This window comes from Nocardiopsis alkaliphila YIM 80379 (assembly GCF_000341005.1).
GTDB classification, from domain to species: domain Bacteria; phylum Actinomycetota; class Actinomycetes; order Streptosporangiales; family Streptosporangiaceae; genus Nocardiopsis; species Nocardiopsis alkaliphila.
Map to the genome: position 1 here is coordinate 1 of NZ_ANBD01000071.1, position 16,849 is coordinate 16,849.

The 16,849-nt window shown below is 68.5% G+C and carries 16 protein-coding genes; 4 read left to right on the forward strand and 12 right to left on the reverse strand.

What is annotated here, in order from left to right; all coding sequences use genetic code 11:
- The first annotated feature begins 18 nt into the window (after positions 1–18).
- On the forward strand, positions 19–168 hold the full coding sequence (locus D472_RS25310; protein WP_083903441.1) for a homocysteine S-methyltransferase family protein: 150 nt from the start codon (positions 19–21) through the stop codon (positions 166–168).
- A 56-nt stretch (positions 169–224) separates the two neighbouring features.
- Here the strand turns inward: D472_RS25310 and D472_RS0110970 are convergent, their stop codons facing one another.
- From D472_RS0110970 to mraZ, 4 genes are all read right to left on the reverse strand, one after another.
- Entirely contained in the window at positions 225–2,204 is a 1,980-nt protein-coding gene (locus D472_RS0110970; protein WP_083903438.1) for a peptidoglycan D,D-transpeptidase FtsI family protein, read from the reverse strand.
- Positions 2,201–2,650 (reverse strand): hypothetical protein, encoded by a 450-nt coding sequence (locus D472_RS27555; protein ID WP_026117578.1) that lies wholly within the window; start codon positions 2,648–2,650, stop codon positions 2,201–2,203. Before D472_RS27555 ends, D472_RS0110970 begins: the two co-directional genes overlap by 4 nt.
- A 12-nt stretch (positions 2,651–2,662) precedes the next feature.
- Positions 2,663–3,691, reverse strand: coding sequence for a 16S rRNA (cytosine(1402)-N(4))-methyltransferase RsmH (rsmH, locus tag D472_RS0110980; RefSeq protein WP_026117579.1), 1,029 nt, complete (start codon positions 3,689–3,691; stop codon positions 2,663–2,665).
- 271 nt (positions 3,692–3,962) lie between these two features.
- Positions 3,963–4,394 carry a division/cell wall cluster transcriptional repressor MraZ gene (gene mraZ, locus D472_RS0110985; RefSeq protein WP_017604535.1) on the reverse strand — a complete coding sequence of 144 codons (432 nt, stop codon included), beginning with the start codon at positions 4,392–4,394 and terminating at the stop codon, positions 3,963–3,965.
- 471 nt (positions 4,395–4,865) lie between these two features.
- Here mraZ and D472_RS0110990 point away from each other — a divergent pair, with 471 nt between their 5' ends.
- The 3 genes from D472_RS0110990 (at position 4,866) to D472_RS0111000 (ending at position 9,529) form a co-directional block, all read left to right on the forward strand.
- Complete coding sequence (locus D472_RS0110990) at positions 4,866–5,858, forward strand: AAA family ATPase (protein WP_017604536.1); 993 nt, start codon at positions 4,866–4,868, stop codon at positions 5,856–5,858.
- 69 nt (positions 5,859–5,927) lie between these two features.
- Positions 5,928–7,184 carry a DUF58 domain-containing protein gene (locus D472_RS0110995; protein WP_017604537.1) on the forward strand — a complete coding sequence of 419 codons (1,257 nt, stop codon included), beginning with the start codon at positions 5,928–5,930 and terminating at the stop codon, positions 7,182–7,184.
- Between the two features lie 8 nt (positions 7,185–7,192).
- Complete coding sequence (locus D472_RS0111000; protein ID WP_017604538.1) at positions 7,193–9,529, forward strand: transglutaminase family protein; 2,337 nt, start codon at positions 7,193–7,195, stop codon at positions 9,527–9,529.
- A 202-nt stretch (positions 9,530–9,731) separates the two neighbouring features.
- Here D472_RS0111000 and D472_RS0111005 read toward each other — a convergent pair whose 3' ends face one another.
- From D472_RS0111005 to aroC, 8 genes are all read right to left on the reverse strand, one after another.
- Positions 9,732–10,151 carry a DUF3040 domain-containing protein gene (locus D472_RS0111005; RefSeq protein ID WP_026117580.1) on the reverse strand — a complete coding sequence of 140 codons (420 nt, stop codon included), beginning with the start codon at positions 10,149–10,151 and terminating at the stop codon, positions 9,732–9,734.
- A gap of 245 nt (positions 10,152–10,396) precedes the next feature.
- On the reverse strand, positions 10,397–11,683 hold the full coding sequence (gene dinB / locus D472_RS0111010) for a DNA polymerase IV (protein WP_017604540.1): 1,287 nt from the start codon (positions 11,681–11,683) through the stop codon (positions 10,397–10,399).
- A 65-nt stretch (positions 11,684–11,748) separates the two neighbouring features.
- Complete coding sequence (locus D472_RS0111015; protein ID WP_017604541.1) at positions 11,749–12,546, reverse strand: methyltransferase domain-containing protein; 798 nt, start codon at positions 12,544–12,546, stop codon at positions 11,749–11,751.
- Between the two features lie 47 nt (positions 12,547–12,593).
- Positions 12,594–13,007, reverse strand: a complete 414-nt coding sequence (nusB, locus tag D472_RS0111020; protein ID WP_017604542.1) for a transcription antitermination factor NusB — start codon at positions 13,005–13,007, stop codon at positions 12,594–12,596.
- Positions 13,007–13,570: an elongation factor P gene (gene efp, locus D472_RS0111025; RefSeq protein WP_017604543.1), complete on the reverse strand. Its 564-nt coding sequence runs from the start codon at positions 13,568–13,570 to the stop codon at positions 13,007–13,009. Before efp ends, nusB begins: the two co-directional genes overlap by 1 nt.
- Positions 13,571–13,725: 155 nt before the next feature.
- On the reverse strand, positions 13,726–14,826 hold the full coding sequence (aroB, locus tag D472_RS0111030) for a 3-dehydroquinate synthase (RefSeq protein WP_017604544.1): 1,101 nt from the start codon (positions 14,824–14,826) through the stop codon (positions 13,726–13,728).
- On the reverse strand, positions 14,823–15,326 hold the full coding sequence (locus tag D472_RS0111035; protein ID WP_017604545.1) for a shikimate kinase: 504 nt from the start codon (positions 15,324–15,326) through the stop codon (positions 14,823–14,825). Before D472_RS0111035 ends, aroB begins: the two co-directional genes overlap by 4 nt.
- Positions 15,327–15,558: 232 nt before the next feature.
- Entirely contained in the window at positions 15,559–16,740 is a 1,182-nt protein-coding gene (aroC, locus tag D472_RS0111040; RefSeq protein ID WP_017604546.1) for a chorismate synthase, read from the reverse strand.
- Positions 16,741–16,849: the final 109 nt, after the last annotated feature.

Sequence of the window (16,849 nt, forward strand, 5' to 3'; positions counted from 1 at the left end):
TGGGACGCACGCGCAAGGATGTGGACCGGCTCGGGGTCGGCCGAGGGCTTCGGGGAGGCGGCGGCCGGCTGGTGCGCTGACGGCGCGGTGGTGGTGGGCGGATGTTGCCGTACCGGGCCCGACCACATCCGGTCCGTCCGCAGCGCGCTGAACGCACGGTTCGGCTGAATCCGAGTGTGGTCGGGCCCGGCGAGCCGGTCACCTCCGGGCCGACCCGATCCCTCTCAGCTCCTGGCCCCCTCGTCCTCGGTCAGGCGGATGGCCGGGGCCTCCTCGTCCGTGGGTGGAACCTTGAAGGTCTTCAGGGCGAAGGACATGATGTCGTTGAACACCGGTCCGGCCGCCTCACCTCCGTAGTAGGTGTCCTGCGGGTTGTGCAGCACCACCTGGACCACGAGTTCGGGATCGTCCGCGGGGGCGAAGCCCGCGAAGGTCGCCGTGTAGCCGCCATCGTCGTAACTCCCGGTCTCCGGATCGATCCGGTTGGCGGTACCGGTCTTGCCCGCGACCCGGTAACCGTCGATACGGGCCTGGGGCGCGGTGCCCGCGTCGCTGGTGACCGCTTCCAGCATCAACCGCAACTGATCGGCGGTCTCCTCGCTGATGATTCGTTCACGCGTTGGCTCCTCGGCCGGTGTGAACTCGCCCTCCGGATCGACCGTTCCGGCGATCAGACTGGGTTCGACCCGTACTCCCCCGTTGGCGATGGTGGAGTAGACCGAGGCCATCTGTACGGCGTTGACGGACAACCCGTGGCCGATGGAGACCGAGGGCAGCTGGGTCCCCCACCAGTCATCGGGGTCGGTGAGCACCCCGGTCTCCTCGCCCGGCAGGGCCAGACCGGTGGGCTGTCCCAGCCCGAAGTCCGTCATGTACCGATGCAGGACCCCGCCCCCGACCTCGTCGGCGATCTTGATGGTGCCCACGTTGCTGGACTCGGCCATGATCCCGTTGACGGTGAGGCGTTGGGTGCCGTTGTTGGTGGAGTTACGGAAGGTCTGGTCGTAGTACTGGAGTGCGTAGGGCACGGTGTAGACCGTCTCCGGGGTGGTCTTGCCCTCCTCCAGTGCGGCGGCCACCGTGATGACCTTGTTGGTGCTGCCAGGCTCGAAGGTGGAGGCCACCGCCCCGTTGGACCACTCCTTTGGTCCGCTACCGGATATGTCGCTCTGGGAGTAGGTGGGGTAGTCGGCCATGGCCAGAATCCGCCCTTCCTTGTCGGAGACCACCACGCTGCCCGCCTGGGCCTCCAACTCCTCGACCCGATCGGCCAAGGCCTGTTGGGCGTACCACTGAAGGTCCCGGTCCAGGGTCAGACGTACGTCCCGACCGGCCTCGGGTTCGCGCACCAACCCTCCGGCCATCGGGATCTGGGTACCGTCCTGGCCCACCTCGACCTGCCGTTTACCGGCCTCACCGGCCAACGTCTCGTCCAGGTAGCCTTCCAGCCCCTCCAGTCCGTGGCCCTCCGCGCCCACGAACCCGATCAGGTCCGCGGCCCCGGTCTCCTCGGGATAGACGCGCTCGTAGTCGACCTCGGCGCCCACCCCGGACAGGCCCAGGTCGCGTACCTCCCGCCATTCCTCGGGGGTCACCTTCGTGGCCACCACCTGGTAGCGGCTGGGCGCGGCGTCGACCTTGCCGGCGACCTCCTCCTCTTCCAGGTCGAAGCGGGTGACCAACTCATCGATGAGGCGGTCACGCTCTGCGTCCTCGACCTCCTCGGGGTCCACGAAGACCTTGCGCGTCTCCACCGACAGGGCGAAGGGGTGGCCGTTGGCGTCGGTGATCTGTCCACGCAGGGTGGGAATGTCGATGGTCTGCATACGCAGGTTCGCCGCGGCCTCGGCGTAGGTGTCGGCGTCGATCCCCTGGATCTGGGTGAGGCGCCCGGCGAAGAGCAGCAGGATCACCACGATGATGGCCCCACCGATCTTGATCCGCTTGCGTGGATCACCCGCCCGGAAGGTGCGGCGTAGCAGCGGTGGGGGCGGGGGCGGTGCGCTCCCTCTACCCGGTGGACGTCTTCCACCGCGCCGTACCGGGCGCGCGTTGCTGCCCGAGCCGCCGCCCACGCGGGTACGGCCGCCCGGGGCGGGGCGCCGTGGTCGTCTCTGTGGCCCCTTGCCCGGCCGCGACCCGGAGCGGCTGGTCGCTCCGGGTCTGCGAGGGTCGCGCGGGCGTCGGTCCCGAGGGGTACTCACTCATCGCTCCCGGCGTCCCCGGTGATCTCACCGTTGTCCAAGTCCAAAAAGAGCGGGGCCTCTCCCGGTTCCATGCCCATCTCCTCGGCCTCGCGCGCGATGCGTTCGGAGGTCTCCAGGCGGGCGACGGACTCCTCCAGCCGCTGTTCCACGTAGGACAGCTCGCGGTTCTCCGATTGCAGACTGGTGATGGCGTACGCTTCCTGGGCCACGACGCTTCGCAACAACAGCAGGCTCACCAGGGCCCCGCCCAACAGGCAGAGGATGAGCAGCACGAAGGGGATCTTCGGGGCACGTCCCGGCCCGGAGGGACGCCGCGTACTCGTTCTGGCCGCGGGGCCCTTGGCGGATACGTGGCCCCGGGACACGGTAGGACGCCTGCCCGTCCCGGTGCGTTCGGCCACCCGCCCTTTGGCGGTACGGCGTGTGTCCGTCTTCGTGCCCATCTGCTCTCCCTACTACCGCGACGGTTCGCGTACGCGTTCGGCCGCCCGGAGGCGAGCGGACTGCGCACGCGGGTTACGTTCGTTCTCTTCTTCCGTGGGGAGTTCGGCTCCCCTGGTGAGGAGCTTCAGTTCCGGTCGACGATCCGGGAGGGAGACCGGAAGGTCGGCGGGAGTGGTGTCGGTGGCGAGCGCCGCGAAGGCCTTCTTGGTCATCCGGTCCTCCAAGGAGTGGTAGGACAGCACCGCGATGCGGCCACCCACCGCCAGTCGGGACAGGGCCGCGGGCAGGGTCTGGTCGAGGATGGACAGTTCGGCGTTGACCTCGATACGAAGCCCCTGGAAGGTGCGCTTGGCCGGGTGGCCACCGGTGCGCCGGGTCGCGGCCGGGATGGCCTCGCGAACCAGGTCGGCCAACTCCCGAGTGGAGGTGATGCGGCCCCGGGCCCGGCGGCGCTCGATGGCCCTGGCCACGCGGGGAGCGAACTTCTCCTCCCCGTAGGAGCGGAGCACCCGGATGAGTTCCCCCACGGGGTAGTCGTTGACGACCTCCTCGGCGGTGAGCCCTTGGGTGCGGTCCATGCGCATGTCCAAGGGCGCTTCCTGGGCGTAGGCGAAGCCTCGGTCGGTCTCGTCCAACTGTGGGGAAGAGACTCCGAGATCGAGCAGGACCGCATCGGCCCGGGTGTGTCCGGCTTCCTCCAGGGCGCGCGGGATCTCGGAGTAGAGGGCGTGTACGAAGTGGGTGCGGTCGGCGTGGGGCGCCAATCGTTTCGCGCTGCGCTCCAAGGCGGTGGTGTCACGATCCACCCCGACCAAGCGCATCCGTGGGCAGGCCTGGAGGAGGGCCTCGGAGTGGCCGCCCAAGCCGAGGGTGCCGTCCACGAATACCGCGCCGGGGCGGGTGAGCGCCGGAACGAGCAGTTCGACGATTCGGTCGAGCATCACCGGCACGTGTGCCGGGGACGCGGTGGCGTGGTCTTCGTGGTCCTGGTGTGGCGTGTCGTCCCCGTCGGGCCGATCATGCTGCCGGGTGTCCCCCATGCGGTGCTGTTCCTCCACGCTGTCGCGGTCTCCCCCTGAGTCCGTGAACACGCCTGGGGCGTGCCACGGTGTCCTTCGCGTGGTCCGACCGGGAGCTACCGGCGGGCCTCCGGACACGGCCGCTATTGTCCACCCTTTCGAGGGACGTGCGCTCACGACCTGGCACCGGGGAAGTCGCGCCAGCTCGAGTCGACCATCTCCGGAGACCACCACCGGCCCCGGCGTTGCATGGACTGTGTGCCGTCCACGGGGCGGCCGAGAGCCGCTCCGTTCACAGCACCCCGGGCAGCACCTCCTCTGAGAGCCGTGCGAACGCCTGCTCCTGTTCGGCCTCGTAGTCCGACCACGTACGAAAGTCCCAGATCTCCAGACGCGTGTTGGCGCCGATGACGACGCACTCGCGGTCCAGGCCCGCGTATTCACGCAGCTTCGATGGAATGGTGATCCGGCCCTGTTTGTCACAGGCCTGTTCCGACGCGCCGGCGAAGAGGACGCGGCTGTAATCACGAACCGCCTTGGCGGTCACCGGTGCCGAACGCAGGGATTCGGTGAGACGAGCGAACTCATCCGTGGGGAAGACGTAGAGACAACGCTCCTGCCCCTTCGTGATCACCACACCCCCCGCCAGCTCTTCGCGGTACTTCGCGGGGAGGAACAGCCGCCCCTTCTGATCGAGGCGGGGCGTGTGGGTACCGAGGAACATGCTCACCCCTCACCCCCTGAAGTGGAGAATTCGCCCTCTCCACATTCCCCCACCTTACTCCACTCTTCCCCACCGTCAACAGCTTCAATCGGTGCGCATCACCTGAATCGCCGATAAGTCCGCAGGTCACGGCCGCAGCACCGAGGGGGAGGTAGGAGGGCTTGCTGGTGTGGACAGGAGGGTGCCACGTCTTGACCACCACCACCTGGCCGGGCCGGGCCCGCCCGACCCGGTCTCCCCCGAGGGCGCGCGCACCACCCGGCGACCCGACATGCCCGGTTTTCCATATCCGTCCCGCTTCCCCAAGACACCGCGTTACCAATGATCAGAAGCGTGTTTCGGAAGCATGAGGCACATAGGTCTTTGAAACCCCCGTTCGACGACTGATTCCGGCACTTTGGTTTGCAATCGGCCTGATTGGGCCTAGCCTCGGATCGATAACACCGGGGCGTACGGAGCGGGAGGAGTCTCGTGTCACTCGGCACACAGCACGACGGTCACGGGGGTGACGTCCGAGAGGACACGGACACCGTCGCCGCCGTCGCCGACCGCGTCCGCGGCGCGATCGAGACGGTCATCGAAGGAAAACCCGACGTGCTGCGCATCGCGTTGACCGTCCTGCTCGCCGAGGGCCACCTGCTCATCGAAGACGTTCCGGGCGTGGGAAAGACCATGCTCGCCAAGGCCTTGGGGCGGGCCGTGGACTGCTCCGTGCAGCGCGTGCAGTTCACCCCCGACCTGTTGCCCAGCGACATCACCGGGGTCAGCGTCTACCACCAGGACCGCAACGAGTTCGAGTTCAATCCCGGTCCGGTGTTCGCCAACATCGTGCTCGGCGACGAGATCAACCGCGCCTCCCCCAAGACCCAGTCCGCGCTGTTGGAGTGCATGGCCGAGCGCCAGGTCAGCGTGGACGGCCGGACCCGAGCCCTGGAGCGACCGTTCATGGTCGTGGCCACCCAGAACCCCGGGGACATGGAGGGCACCTACGCCCTGCCCGAAGCCCAACGGGACCGCTTCATGGCCCGTGTCTCGGTCGGTTACCCCTCACCCCAGGCCGAACTCGACATGATCGACTCGCACGGTTCCCGCTCTCCCTTGGAGAACCTGGCCTCCGTCACCAACGCCGCCGAGATCCGGGACCTGATCGAACGCGTTCAACGCGTCCACGTCGCCCCGGGCATGCGCCGTTACGTCGTCGACCTGGTCAACGCCACCCGGACCGCCCCCGAACTCAAGCTGGGCGCCTCCCCGCGCGCCACCTTGCACCTGGTGCGTGCGGCCCGTGCACACGCCGCCTTGGAAGGGCGCCACTACGTGGTCCCCGATGACGTACAGACCCTGGCCGTGCCCATCTTGGCCCACCGACTCCTGCCCGGCCCCGAAGCACAGATGGAACGCCTCACCGCCGAGCAGATCGTGGCCAAACTGGTGGCCAGACTCCCGGTACCCGCACCCCGCTGACCTCGGACCCTGGCCGACCCGTCCCGGTGACATCCGAACCACCTCCGCCCCGACTCCGAGAGACGGACCATGCGCCCGCAACGAACCCTCACCGCCCGTGGCGGCCTGATGATGTTCTTCGGCCTGGTCGCACTCGTGTGCGGATTCGCCATCGGCCAACGAGAGATCGTCGGTGCCGGCCTACTCCTGCTCCTGGTCCCGGCGATCGCCGCGCTGACGATCCTCGGCGCGGCCGACCGCGTCTCCCACAGCCGGGACCTGCGTCCCCAACGGATCCCCGCAGGCACCGACACCCAGGTGCTGATACGGATCACCAACACCTCCCCCACCTGGCCCGTGGGGTGGATACGTTTGGAGGACACCCTCCCGGTCCGGCTGGGTCACGAGCCTCGATACACCATGGGCTACCTGGGACCGGGTTCCGCCCACGACATCGTCTACCTGGTGCGCCCGGCCGTACGCGGCCGTTACCCGGTGGGGCCTTTACGGGTCAGTGTGCTGGACTCCCTGGGATGTGTGCGGGTGACCCGAACCCTGGGGACGCCCACTCCTTTGCTCGTGACCCCGCGATTGGTGCCCCTTCCCGAACTCGGCCGGGCCGACGGGTCCCAGGGAGAGGACGCCCCGCGCCGTTCGGTGACCGGAACCGGCGAATCAGACCCCATCCCCCGCGCCTACCGGCACGGCGACGACCTGCGCCGGGTGCACTGGCGCTCCACCGCCAAACACGGTGAATTGATGGTGCGACGGGACGAACAGTACCGACGTGAATACGGCAGCCTGCTGCTGGACACCCGCGTCGGCGCTCACTCGGGCGAGGGCCCGCACAGTTCTCTGGAGACGGCCGTGAGCGTGGCGGCCTCGGTGGCCTTGCACCTGTTGGAACACGGACACGAACTGCGTTTCCACACCGAACGAGGCCGCCTGGCCAACGACACACCCTCGGGCGTGCTGGATGGTCTGGCCGTGATGGAGCCCTCCGAGGCTCCCGGACTCATGGCCGGTATCAACGGGCTGGAGGGGGCGCACGGTACCTCTAGCGACCTGGTCGTGGCGGTCCTTGGCGCTTTGACCCCACAGGACGCCGCCGCGCTGGCCCGGGTGGGCGGATCCGTTCCCCGCGTGGCGGTGCTGTGTTCCCATGCCGCCTGGCCCGACGCCCAGGCCTCGCACCGCGTGGGCGACCTGCTGAGCGCCAACGGCTGGCGGGTCCTGCCCGTGACCGATCCCACCGAACTCCCCGCGTTGTGGCACCGGGCCCTCACCCCCGCAGGGGACCACGCCACCTCCGCGGGCATCCGAGCCCCCTGGGAGAGCCCGCGTTGAGAGCACTGATGCCCCTGGCCACCCTGGTCACGATGTGGTCGGCGCTACCTCTGTTGGGCGGTCTGATCCGTGGGGACCAATGGTGGGTTCCGGCCGCCGTACTCATGACGGTGGCGGCACTGGCCTCGGCGCTGTACCGGTGGTGGCTACGCGACTCCTTGGCGGTGCCCTTTCTCCAGTCGTTCGCGGTACTGCTGCTGTACACCCCGCTGTTCGCTCCACAGACCGCCGTGGTGGGGATCTTCCCCACCCTGGACACCCTCGACCACACCCTGGCCCTGTTCGAGCAGGGCGTGCACACCATCGACACCAACGCACCACCGGTCTCGCCCACACCGGGGCTCGGCATGATCATCGCACTGGTGTTCGTGGTGTTCCTCATGACCGCGGACTTCCTGGCCGTGACGGCCCGCTGCCCGGGCATGGTGGGCGGGCTCCTGCTGGCGCTGATGCTGGTCCCCCTGGTCGTGGACGAAGCAGGGTTGGGCTGGGGTCGGGCCGCGATCTGCGCTTTCGGCTTCCTGGCGCTGTTGGCCGTGGACATGTGGGTCCGTGGTCGCGAGTGGGGGGTCCCGATCCCCTCGGGGCACGGCCCCGAATCCCGCGCCGGGGCCGTCTTCGGCCGAGTGGGAATCGCCGCCGCCTCCTCGGTCCTGGCGATCACCCTGGCCCTGCTATTGCCCTTGTCCATGCCCTCGCTGAGTTCGGACGCGGTCTTCACCAAGGCGGAGAACACTCAGTTCGGCTCGAACGGCTCGGTGACCACCACACACCCGATGGTGTCCCTGCGTCGAGACCTGACCTCCGCCTCGGACCGGACCGTGCTGACCTACCGCACGGACGAGGAGAACCCCGAATACCTGCGTACCTTCGTCTTGGACGAATTCGATGGCGAGGACTGGACGATGACCCCGGTGCACGCCGGCCGCGACAACAACGCCGACGAGGCCTTGCCCCTGCCTGCCGGCCGGGAGGGGGAACCACCCGAGGAGGAGATCGTCACCACCAGGGTCTCCATGGACTCGGACACCGTCCCCATGGACTTCCTTCCCCTGCCCTACCCGGCCCGTTCGGTGGAGATCGCCGGAGACTGGTACGTCGACGAGAGCACCCTGATGGTGTTCACCACCGAAGCGCCCCCGAGCGGCTACAACTTCGTGGTGCGGTCGGCACGGAACCGACCCAGCGCGCAGACCCTCGCCTTGGCGGGGTCCCCCCGGTCCTTGACCGATGACCAACTCCACCTACCCCGTGAACTGGACGCACGGGTCCAAGAGCTCACCGACTCGCTGGTCGAGGGGACCGAAACCGACTACGAGCGGGCCCTGGCCCTGCAGAACTTCTTCACCGACGGTGACTTCACCTACGACCTGAACCCCCCGCCGGTACCCGAGAACGCCGACCCCCTGACACACTTCCTGTTCGAGGACCGGATCGGCTACTGCCAGCAGTACGCGAGCGCGATGGCGGTCATGGCTCGACAAGCCGGGATCCCGGCCCGGGTGGCGGTGGGATACACCTCGGGTCGCCCCAGCGGTGACGACCGGTGGACGGTGTCGGTACGGGACGCGCACGCCTGGCCCGAACTGTACTTCGAGGGCTCCGGCTGGATGCGGTTCGAGCCCACCCCCGCCGACCCGAACAGTGGCCAGGGCAGCGCCTCGCCACCGGACTACGGCTCGGGTTCGACCGAACCACCGGATGATGAGGGCTCCGAGCCGGAGCCCTCGCCGACCTCCGAGGCCGGTGATTCGCCTCGGGAACCCTCCCCCGACCCGGAGGACGACGAGTCCGCGCCGGAGGAGGGCCCCGCCGCCGCGGGGACGGACGAGATCTCGTCGAGCGACGGAGCATCGCCGGTGTGGGCGCCGATCGTCGGAATCGGGATCGCCGTATCGGCACTGATGGCCACGCCCGCACTGGGTCGAATGTTCCTTCGTTGGTCACGAAGGTCGACGATGGCCGCGGGTGGGGCCACCGCCGCGCACGCCGCCTGGCGGGAGCTGCACGACACCTGTCTGGACCTAGGGATGTCCTGGGACTTGGCCGAGAGTCCGCGTGCCACCGCCAAGCGGCTGGCCTCGCTGAGTGTGGCCGATGGAGGCGAGCCGACGGAGGTCGCCCGGGGCGCGCTGTGGCGATTGGCCTTGGCCGAGGAGAACGCCCGCTACGCACCCGAACCGCAGGGCGGTCAAGAGCTGGGGGGCGATCTGGACGCGGCCCAAAGGGCCCTGCTGGCGGCGGCCTCCCCCGGGCGGCGATCGCGTGCGCTGCTATTGCCACCTTCCCTGGCCCCGTGGCGGCGCTCCAGGACCGAGTCGAAGCCGCTGCCCACCGTTTTCTGAAGGCCCTACGCTCGCCTCGGGCGGTCCTTCGAGGAGGGCCGCCCAATCCCAGAACGGAGGGCCCGATGCGCCCTCCTCCACACGACGACGGTGGGGCCCGGCAGCGACCATGAATGGTCGCTGCCGGGCCCCACCGTCACACACGCTCGTGTTCCAAGAGCGGCGCGACCGACGTCGAAGGGGCCGCGCCCGCCTTGCTCGACTACTGCTCGTCGCCCTCTTGGCGGCGACGCCAACGCTCCTCGAAGCGGTTCATCATTCCGGGCTTCCGGTCGCCCTTGCGCCGCTTGGGCGTGGGTTCCTCGACGGCCATCTCGGCGCCGCCACCCGTCGACTTGCGCCAGGCGTTGGCGCCCATCAGGAAGGAGGACAGCATCAAGACGAAACCAAGAACACTGATGGTCACCGGAAGCACCATCGAGGCGTCCGGATCGCTCAACAGCAATCCCATGAGCAACAGCACGATACCGGCGACGAAACCGACACCGGCTCTGATGATCCAGCGCTTGTAATGCACGGAGGGGTTCGTCTGCCGAACGGTGTTGGCGAACTTCGGGTCCTCGGCATACAGCGCCCGCTCGATCTGGTCGAGCATGCGCTGCTCGTGTTCAGAGAGCGGCACGGCGCCTCCCTACGGCAGTCCCCGGGTGGGGTGACGGGTACTGGTGAACAATCTCTTGATCAGTGGTATGCCCAGAATACGGGGCGCTAGCGCCTGGTGGAAAGAAAAGCTGCGTGCGTACCTGGCCCACCACAGCCACGATACCCCCGCCCTGTAGAGGAATCACCGGCTCCCATGCCTCTCTTCTTACCCTGGCTTCCGGTCCTACCTTGAGTAACGCTCGAAGGCTCCCAGAAGTTGCCGTATCATACGTCGTTTTCGTCACGCTTGGCCAATACGGCCGACTGTATCGCGCCTGGGCCGAAACGTGCCGTTACACGGTCCATAACCCGTTCGACATCCCTCCAACCCGGTTCCTCCTCCCCCAACGCCAACTGACGATGAGCCCGTTCCGCCGGCACGACCCCCTCCACACGCACCCCCACCAGGCGCAACGGGGCCCCTTTCAGCCCTGATGCGGCGTGAAGTTCACGCGCCACGGCACTGATCCGGCGGGCCACGTCGGTGGTCTCGGACAAGGTGCGAGAACGGGAGATCGTGGAGAAGTCGGACCGACGTAGTTTCACGTTCACCGTGCGCCCTACCTGGCCCGAGGCACGGAGTCTGCGCGCCACCTTTTCGGATAGACGCAGCAGTTCACGGTCGATCAGTTCCGGGTCGTCCACGTCGGTGGGGAAGGTCTCTTCCGCTCCGATGCTCTTGTCCGGGGTATCCGAGACCACGGGGCTGGGATCATGTCCACGCGCGAGCTCGGACAGGCGGGTACCGGCCTTGTTCCCCAACTCCATGCGTAGCAGTTCGGTGTCCAAGCGGGCCAAGGCGCCGATCGTGCGCACCCCCAACCGGGACAAGAGCCGCTCGGTCTTGTCCCCCACCCCGGGCAAGGCCCCCACCGGAAGCGGGTCCAAGAAACCGCGGACCGCGTCGGTGGGCACCACCAACAACCCATCGGGCTTGCAGTGGGTGGAGCCGAGCTTGGCCACGAAGCGGGTGGCGGCCACGCCCACCGAGCAGGTGAGGCGTTGTTCTCGACGCACCCGTTCCCTGATCATCGCAGCGATACGGGCGGGGCCTCCCAGGCTCCTACGGGCCCCGGAGACGTCCAAGAACGCCTCGTCCAGGGACAGGGGTTGGACCAGGGGCGTGACCGATCGCAGGATGTCCATGACCGCCTCGGAGACCCGCCGATAGGCATCGCCGTCGGGCGGATAGACCAGGGCCTGCGGGCAAAGACGCATCGCCTGGGCCATCGGCATGGCCGAATGTACCCCGTGACGACGGGCGATGTAGTCGGCGGAGGAGACGACACCGCGTGGACCCGTACCGCCCACGATCACCGGTCGACCGCGCGCCTCGGGGTGGCGTAGCCGTTCGACGCCGGCGAAGAACGCGTCCATGTCCAAGTGGAGGATGTCGCAGTCGAAGTCCGGGCCCGTGCCGTCGAGGGGGAAGTCGGCGTCGAGCGCGGCGATGCCCTCACGCGTCACCACACCCCGCAGAACGGCCCCGCGTTCCAGCTGACGTCGGCTCATACCGTCAGATTATGCCGTTTCCCACACCGGTCGTCCCCGGCCCGTGCCCACGGGGAGCGGCCACTTCAGCCACGATGGGCGATCAGGTGCAGCTGGGTGGCGATACCGGTGAGCTCGGGGTGCTCGGCGGCCGCCTTCTCCAACTCCACCAAGTGCTGGCCGACCTGGGCATCCCCCTCCCAGGCGTGCCCGGGCAGGACGTCGGCGAACACCCGAACCCCACGGATACTCGTCTCGGTCAGGCCTGCCCGGCCGATGAGCTCCAAGAGTTGGTGTCGCGTGAAACGCCGCGGCATCGGGTCGGCCTCGCCCCATCGGCCGTCGGGGTCCGACAACAGATGGTGGGCGTCGGTGATGTGCCCGGCCAGGGCGCGGTGCAGGGCCCCGGCGACCGCGTTGGTCGCCAACAGGCTGACCGCGCCCCCGGGCCGGACGATTCCGACGACGTCGGCCAGTGCCGCGACGGGTTCGTCGACGTACTCGAGAACGTTGTGCATCAGCACCAGGTCTGCGCCACCCTCGGGGAACAGGGAAGGCAGGTCCCGGGTCTCACCCTGGAGCCCGCGCACCGTGACACCGCTCTCCGCCGCGCGGCGCTCCAAGGCGGCCAAGGAGTCCGGGCTGGGTTCGACCACGGTCACCCTGTGGCCGAGTTCGGCGAGTGGGACGGCCACGCCCCCGGTGCCACCACCCGCGTCCACGATCTCCAGGGGGCCGTCCTCGGAGAGGCCGGCCAGCAACTGCGAGAGCGCGTCCCACACCACCGCGGTCCGCGCGGCGTTGGCCGCTCGTGCCGGGCCGGTCACACCGCTCGCCCCGAAACCACCCGTGGCGGTCGCGGACGTGCCGCTCCTGTCAGTCACCTGTTCCCTCAATCAGCTAATGGGCCCTCGCCCGGCCCCGGTGGACCTCAGAGCGAGAGCGTCGACTTGTTCTCCATCAGCCTAGACAGAAGTCCGCTGATGAAGCCCGGCGACTCGTCGGTGGACAGTTCCTTGGCCACGCCGACGGCCTCGGCGATCGCCACACCGTCGGGGATGTCCTCGGCCCACAGCAGCTCGTGGGCGCCCATCCGGAGGATGTTGCGGTCCACGACCGGCATGCGTTCCAGGGTCCAGCCGATGGCGTACTCGTCCAAGAGTTCGTCGATACGTGCGCGCCTCTCGTCCACGGCGCGGGCGAGGCGCTCGGTGAACTCGTTGATCGGCGGTTCGGGTTGGGCCCGGCGGCGCTCGATGACGTCCTCGACGGTGATGCCACGAACCTCGGCCTCGTACAGGACCTCGATCGCGCGGCGACGGGCCTTGCGCCGTGCACCGCTCATCAGTTGACACGCCCGAGGTAGTCACCGGTACGGGTATCGACCTTGACACGCTCGCCGGTGGTGATGAACAGCGGCACCTGAATGGTGGCGCCGGTCTGCACGGTGGCGGGTTTGGTGCCACCGGTGGAGCGGTCGCCCTGCACGCCCGGGTCGGTCTGGGTGATCTCCAGTTCGACGGCGGCGGGCATCTCGATGTAGAGCGGGTCACCCTCGTGGGTGGCCACGGTGACCGTGGTGTTCTCCAACAAGAAGCCCTTCGCGTCACCGACGACGGTCTCTGAGACCGGGATCTGGTCGAAGGTCTGGGTGTCCATGAAGATGAAGGACTCGCCGTCGTGGTACAGGTACTCCATGTCGCTGCGGTCCACGTTGGCGAACTCGACCTTGGTACCCGCGTTGAAGGTCTTGTCGACGATCTTGCCCGTGACGACGTTCTTCAGCTTGGTGCGGACGAACGCGCCGCCCTTGCCCGGCTTGACGTGCTGGAACTCCAGGACGTTCCACAGAACGCCACCGTCGAGTCGAAGGGTGGAGCCGTTCTTGATGTCGTTCGTCGTAGCCACTTCGGTCGTCTCTCCAAGGGGTCTGACACGTCGGAGACCGGCACTGGTCGGTCCGGTCGGTGGTTCGGGTGTGGACTCCACGCTCCGTCGAGGCTCTGCGGCCACGGAACACATGCGCGTCCTCGGTACGCGGGCACTCCCCGCCCTCACGCAGTCTAGTGGCTTCGCGGAACCCCGGAACCGTCTGAGACCGCACGGTAGGCCTCGCCCAGCAGCTCGGGGGACGGGCCGGCGAGGATGGTCGGGCTGGCGAGGTCGTCCAGGACCACGAAACGCAGGGTGTTTCCGCGGGCCTTCTTGTCCACGCTCATGGTGGCGCGCAGCGCCTCCCAGGAATCCGCGGTGTAGGAGGTCGGCAGGCCCACCGAGGCGAGCACGTCCCGGTGGCGTCGGACCAGATCGGCGTCGATCCGCCCGTCCAGACGAGCCAGTTCGGCGGCGAAGACCATACCGACCGAGACCGCGTAGCCGTGCCGGAACGTGTAGTTCTCGGCGCGTTCGATGGCGTGACCGAGGGTGTGCCCGTAGTTGAGGATCTCCCGGCGACCGCTCTCTCGTAGATCACCGGAGACCACGTCGGCCTTGAAGCGAATGGCCCGCTCGATCAGTTCCCGGGTGTGTCCACCCTTGGGGGTGGTCGCGCCCTCGGGGTCGTCCTCGATCAGGTCACAGATGACGGGATCATCGACGAACCCTGCCTTGATGATCTCCGCGAGCCCACCGATGTAGTCGGCCTGGGGCAGACTCTCCAAGGTGGAAAGGTCGCACAGGACCCCGACCGGTGGGTGGAAGGCGCCCACGAGGTTCTTGCCTTCGGGGGTGTTGATGCCGGTCTTGCCGCCCACGGCGGCGTCGACCATGCCGAGCAACGTGGTGGGCACCAGCACCGAACGCACCCCGCGCAGCCAGGTCGCGGCGACGAAGCCCGCCAGGTCGGTGGCGGCGCCACCACCCACGCCCACCACCGCGTCGCTTCGGGTGAAGTTGAACGAGCCCAGCCGCGACCACAGCTCGGTGGCGACCGCGGCGGTCTTGGCCGCCTCCCCGTCCGGTACCGGCATGGGACGGACGGTGTACCCACCGTTGCCCAGGGCGTCGATGACGCTTCGGGCGATGTCGCCGAGTCCCTCCGGGTGGATGACCGCGACCTGGGCGGCCCCCTCCACCAGCGCGGGAAGCTCGCCGAGCAACCCTTCCCCGACCAACACCTCGTAGTGTCCGGTGGGGTCCCCCACACCGATCCGGGTCACGGTCACTTCCGGGTCTTCCCTTCGGGCAGTGAGGAGACGATGGTGTCCACGATCTCCTCGGGGTGGTGGTCCGTGGTCGGCACCGTCACCGAGGCCAGGCCCTCGTAGATGGGCAGGCGCTCGTTCAACAGCTTGCGCAGCCGCGTGCGGGGGTTGCCGGACAGCAGGGGGCGGGCCACGTCCATGCCCACCCGTTTGGCGGCCTCGCCGAAGTCGACCTGCAGGTAGACCACGTGGTGTTCGCCGAGGTCTTCACGGGTGTCCTCGTCCAGGATCGCGCCGCCACCGACCGCGATGACGCCCTCCCAGGACCGCAGACCCTCCGCGACGACCTCGCGCTCCAGGGTCCGGAAGTGCTTCTCCCCGTCCTCGATGAAGATGTCGCTGATGGGTTTGCCCGCGCGCTTTTCGATCTCGGTGTCGGTGCACAACAGGTCCGCGCCCAGACGCCGGGCCAACGCCTCACCGACGGTGGACTTGCCCGAACCGGGCGAACCGATGAGCACCGCGATCGCTCTTGCCACGCTCTGCCTACCTATGGGGGTCGCGCTTCCCGCACGCGCGGGAAGGAAAATCGCTGCCGTTCGCCTTCTTGTCTAGCAGAATCCCCACCCGGACGCGCACGTGGAGCCACGACGGGCTCCGCTCCGGTGGCCGGGCGAGGGGGTGGTGCGAGGAGGCCTCGACGGGAAGGGCCCGCCCCCCAGGAACCGTTTCGGGGAGGCGGGCCGTCGATCTCTAGCGGATCGCCAACGAGTCCAGGTAGTTCTGGAGGTTGCGGGCGGTCTCGGGGACCGAGTCACCACCGAACTTCTCGATGGCGGCCTCGGCGATGACCAGGGCCACCATCGCTTCGGCGACCACGCCCGCGGCCGGGACCGCGGTGACGTCGCTGCGCTGGTGGTTGGCCCGGGTGGGCTCGCCGGTCTCGACGTCGATGGTGTCCAGCGCGCGGGGCACGGTGGCGATGGGCTTCATCGCTGCGCGCACCCGTAGCGGGTCACCTGTGCTCATGCCCCCCTCGACGCCTCCGGCGCGATTGGTGCGACGACGCACTCCGTCCGGGCCGGGCTCGATCTCGTCGTGTGCCCGCGAACCACGACGGGCCGCGGTACGGAAGCCGTCACCGACCTCCACGCCCTTGATGGCCTGGATGCCCATGAGGGCACCGGCCAGACGCGAGTCCAGACGACGGTCCCAGTGCACGTGGCTGCCCAGCCCGGGCGGCAGGTCGTAGGCGAGCACCTCGACCACGCCGCCCAGGGTGTCACCGGACTTCTTGGTGTCGTCGACCTCTTCGACCATGCGTGCGCTGGTGGCCTCGTCGAAGCAGCGCAGTGGGTCGGCGTCGATGGCCGCCAGGTCCTCTGGGCGTGGTTCGGGTGCGTCGTCCGGGACGGAGACCGGCCCCATGGACACCACGTGGCTGAGGATCTCCACCCCTAGGGCCTGTCGGCAGAACTGTCGGGCGACCTCACCGATGGCCACTCGCGCCGCGGTCTCGCGGGCGCTGGCGCGCTCCAGGATGGGACGGGATTCGGTGTGCCCGTACTTTTGCATACCCACGAGGTCGGCGTGACCGGGACGGGGGCGGGTGAGCGGCGCGTTGCGCGCCACGCCCTCCAGTTCCTCGGCGGGAACCGGGTCCGGTGACATCACCTTCTCCCACTTGGGCCACTCGGTGTTGCCGACCTCGATGGCGACCGGCCCCCCTTGGGTACGGCCGTGTCGGATGCCTCCGATAACGGAGACCTGGTCTTTTTCGAACTTCATCCGGGCGCCTCGACCGTACCCGGCGCGGCGGCGGAGCAGCGCGGCGGCGATGTCGTCAGAGGTGACGGACACACCGGCCGGGAGGCCCTCCAAAATCGCGACGAGTGCCGGTCCGTGGGACTCCCCCGCGGTCAGCCAACGCAACATGTGCACGATCTTCCCACGGATCGAGGGCCGAGGTGTCACTCGGGATCGATGTTCGGGCGCCCTCAGGCCGGGTTCGTTCCGACACCGCGCGAGCCGGGTCGATCCGCGA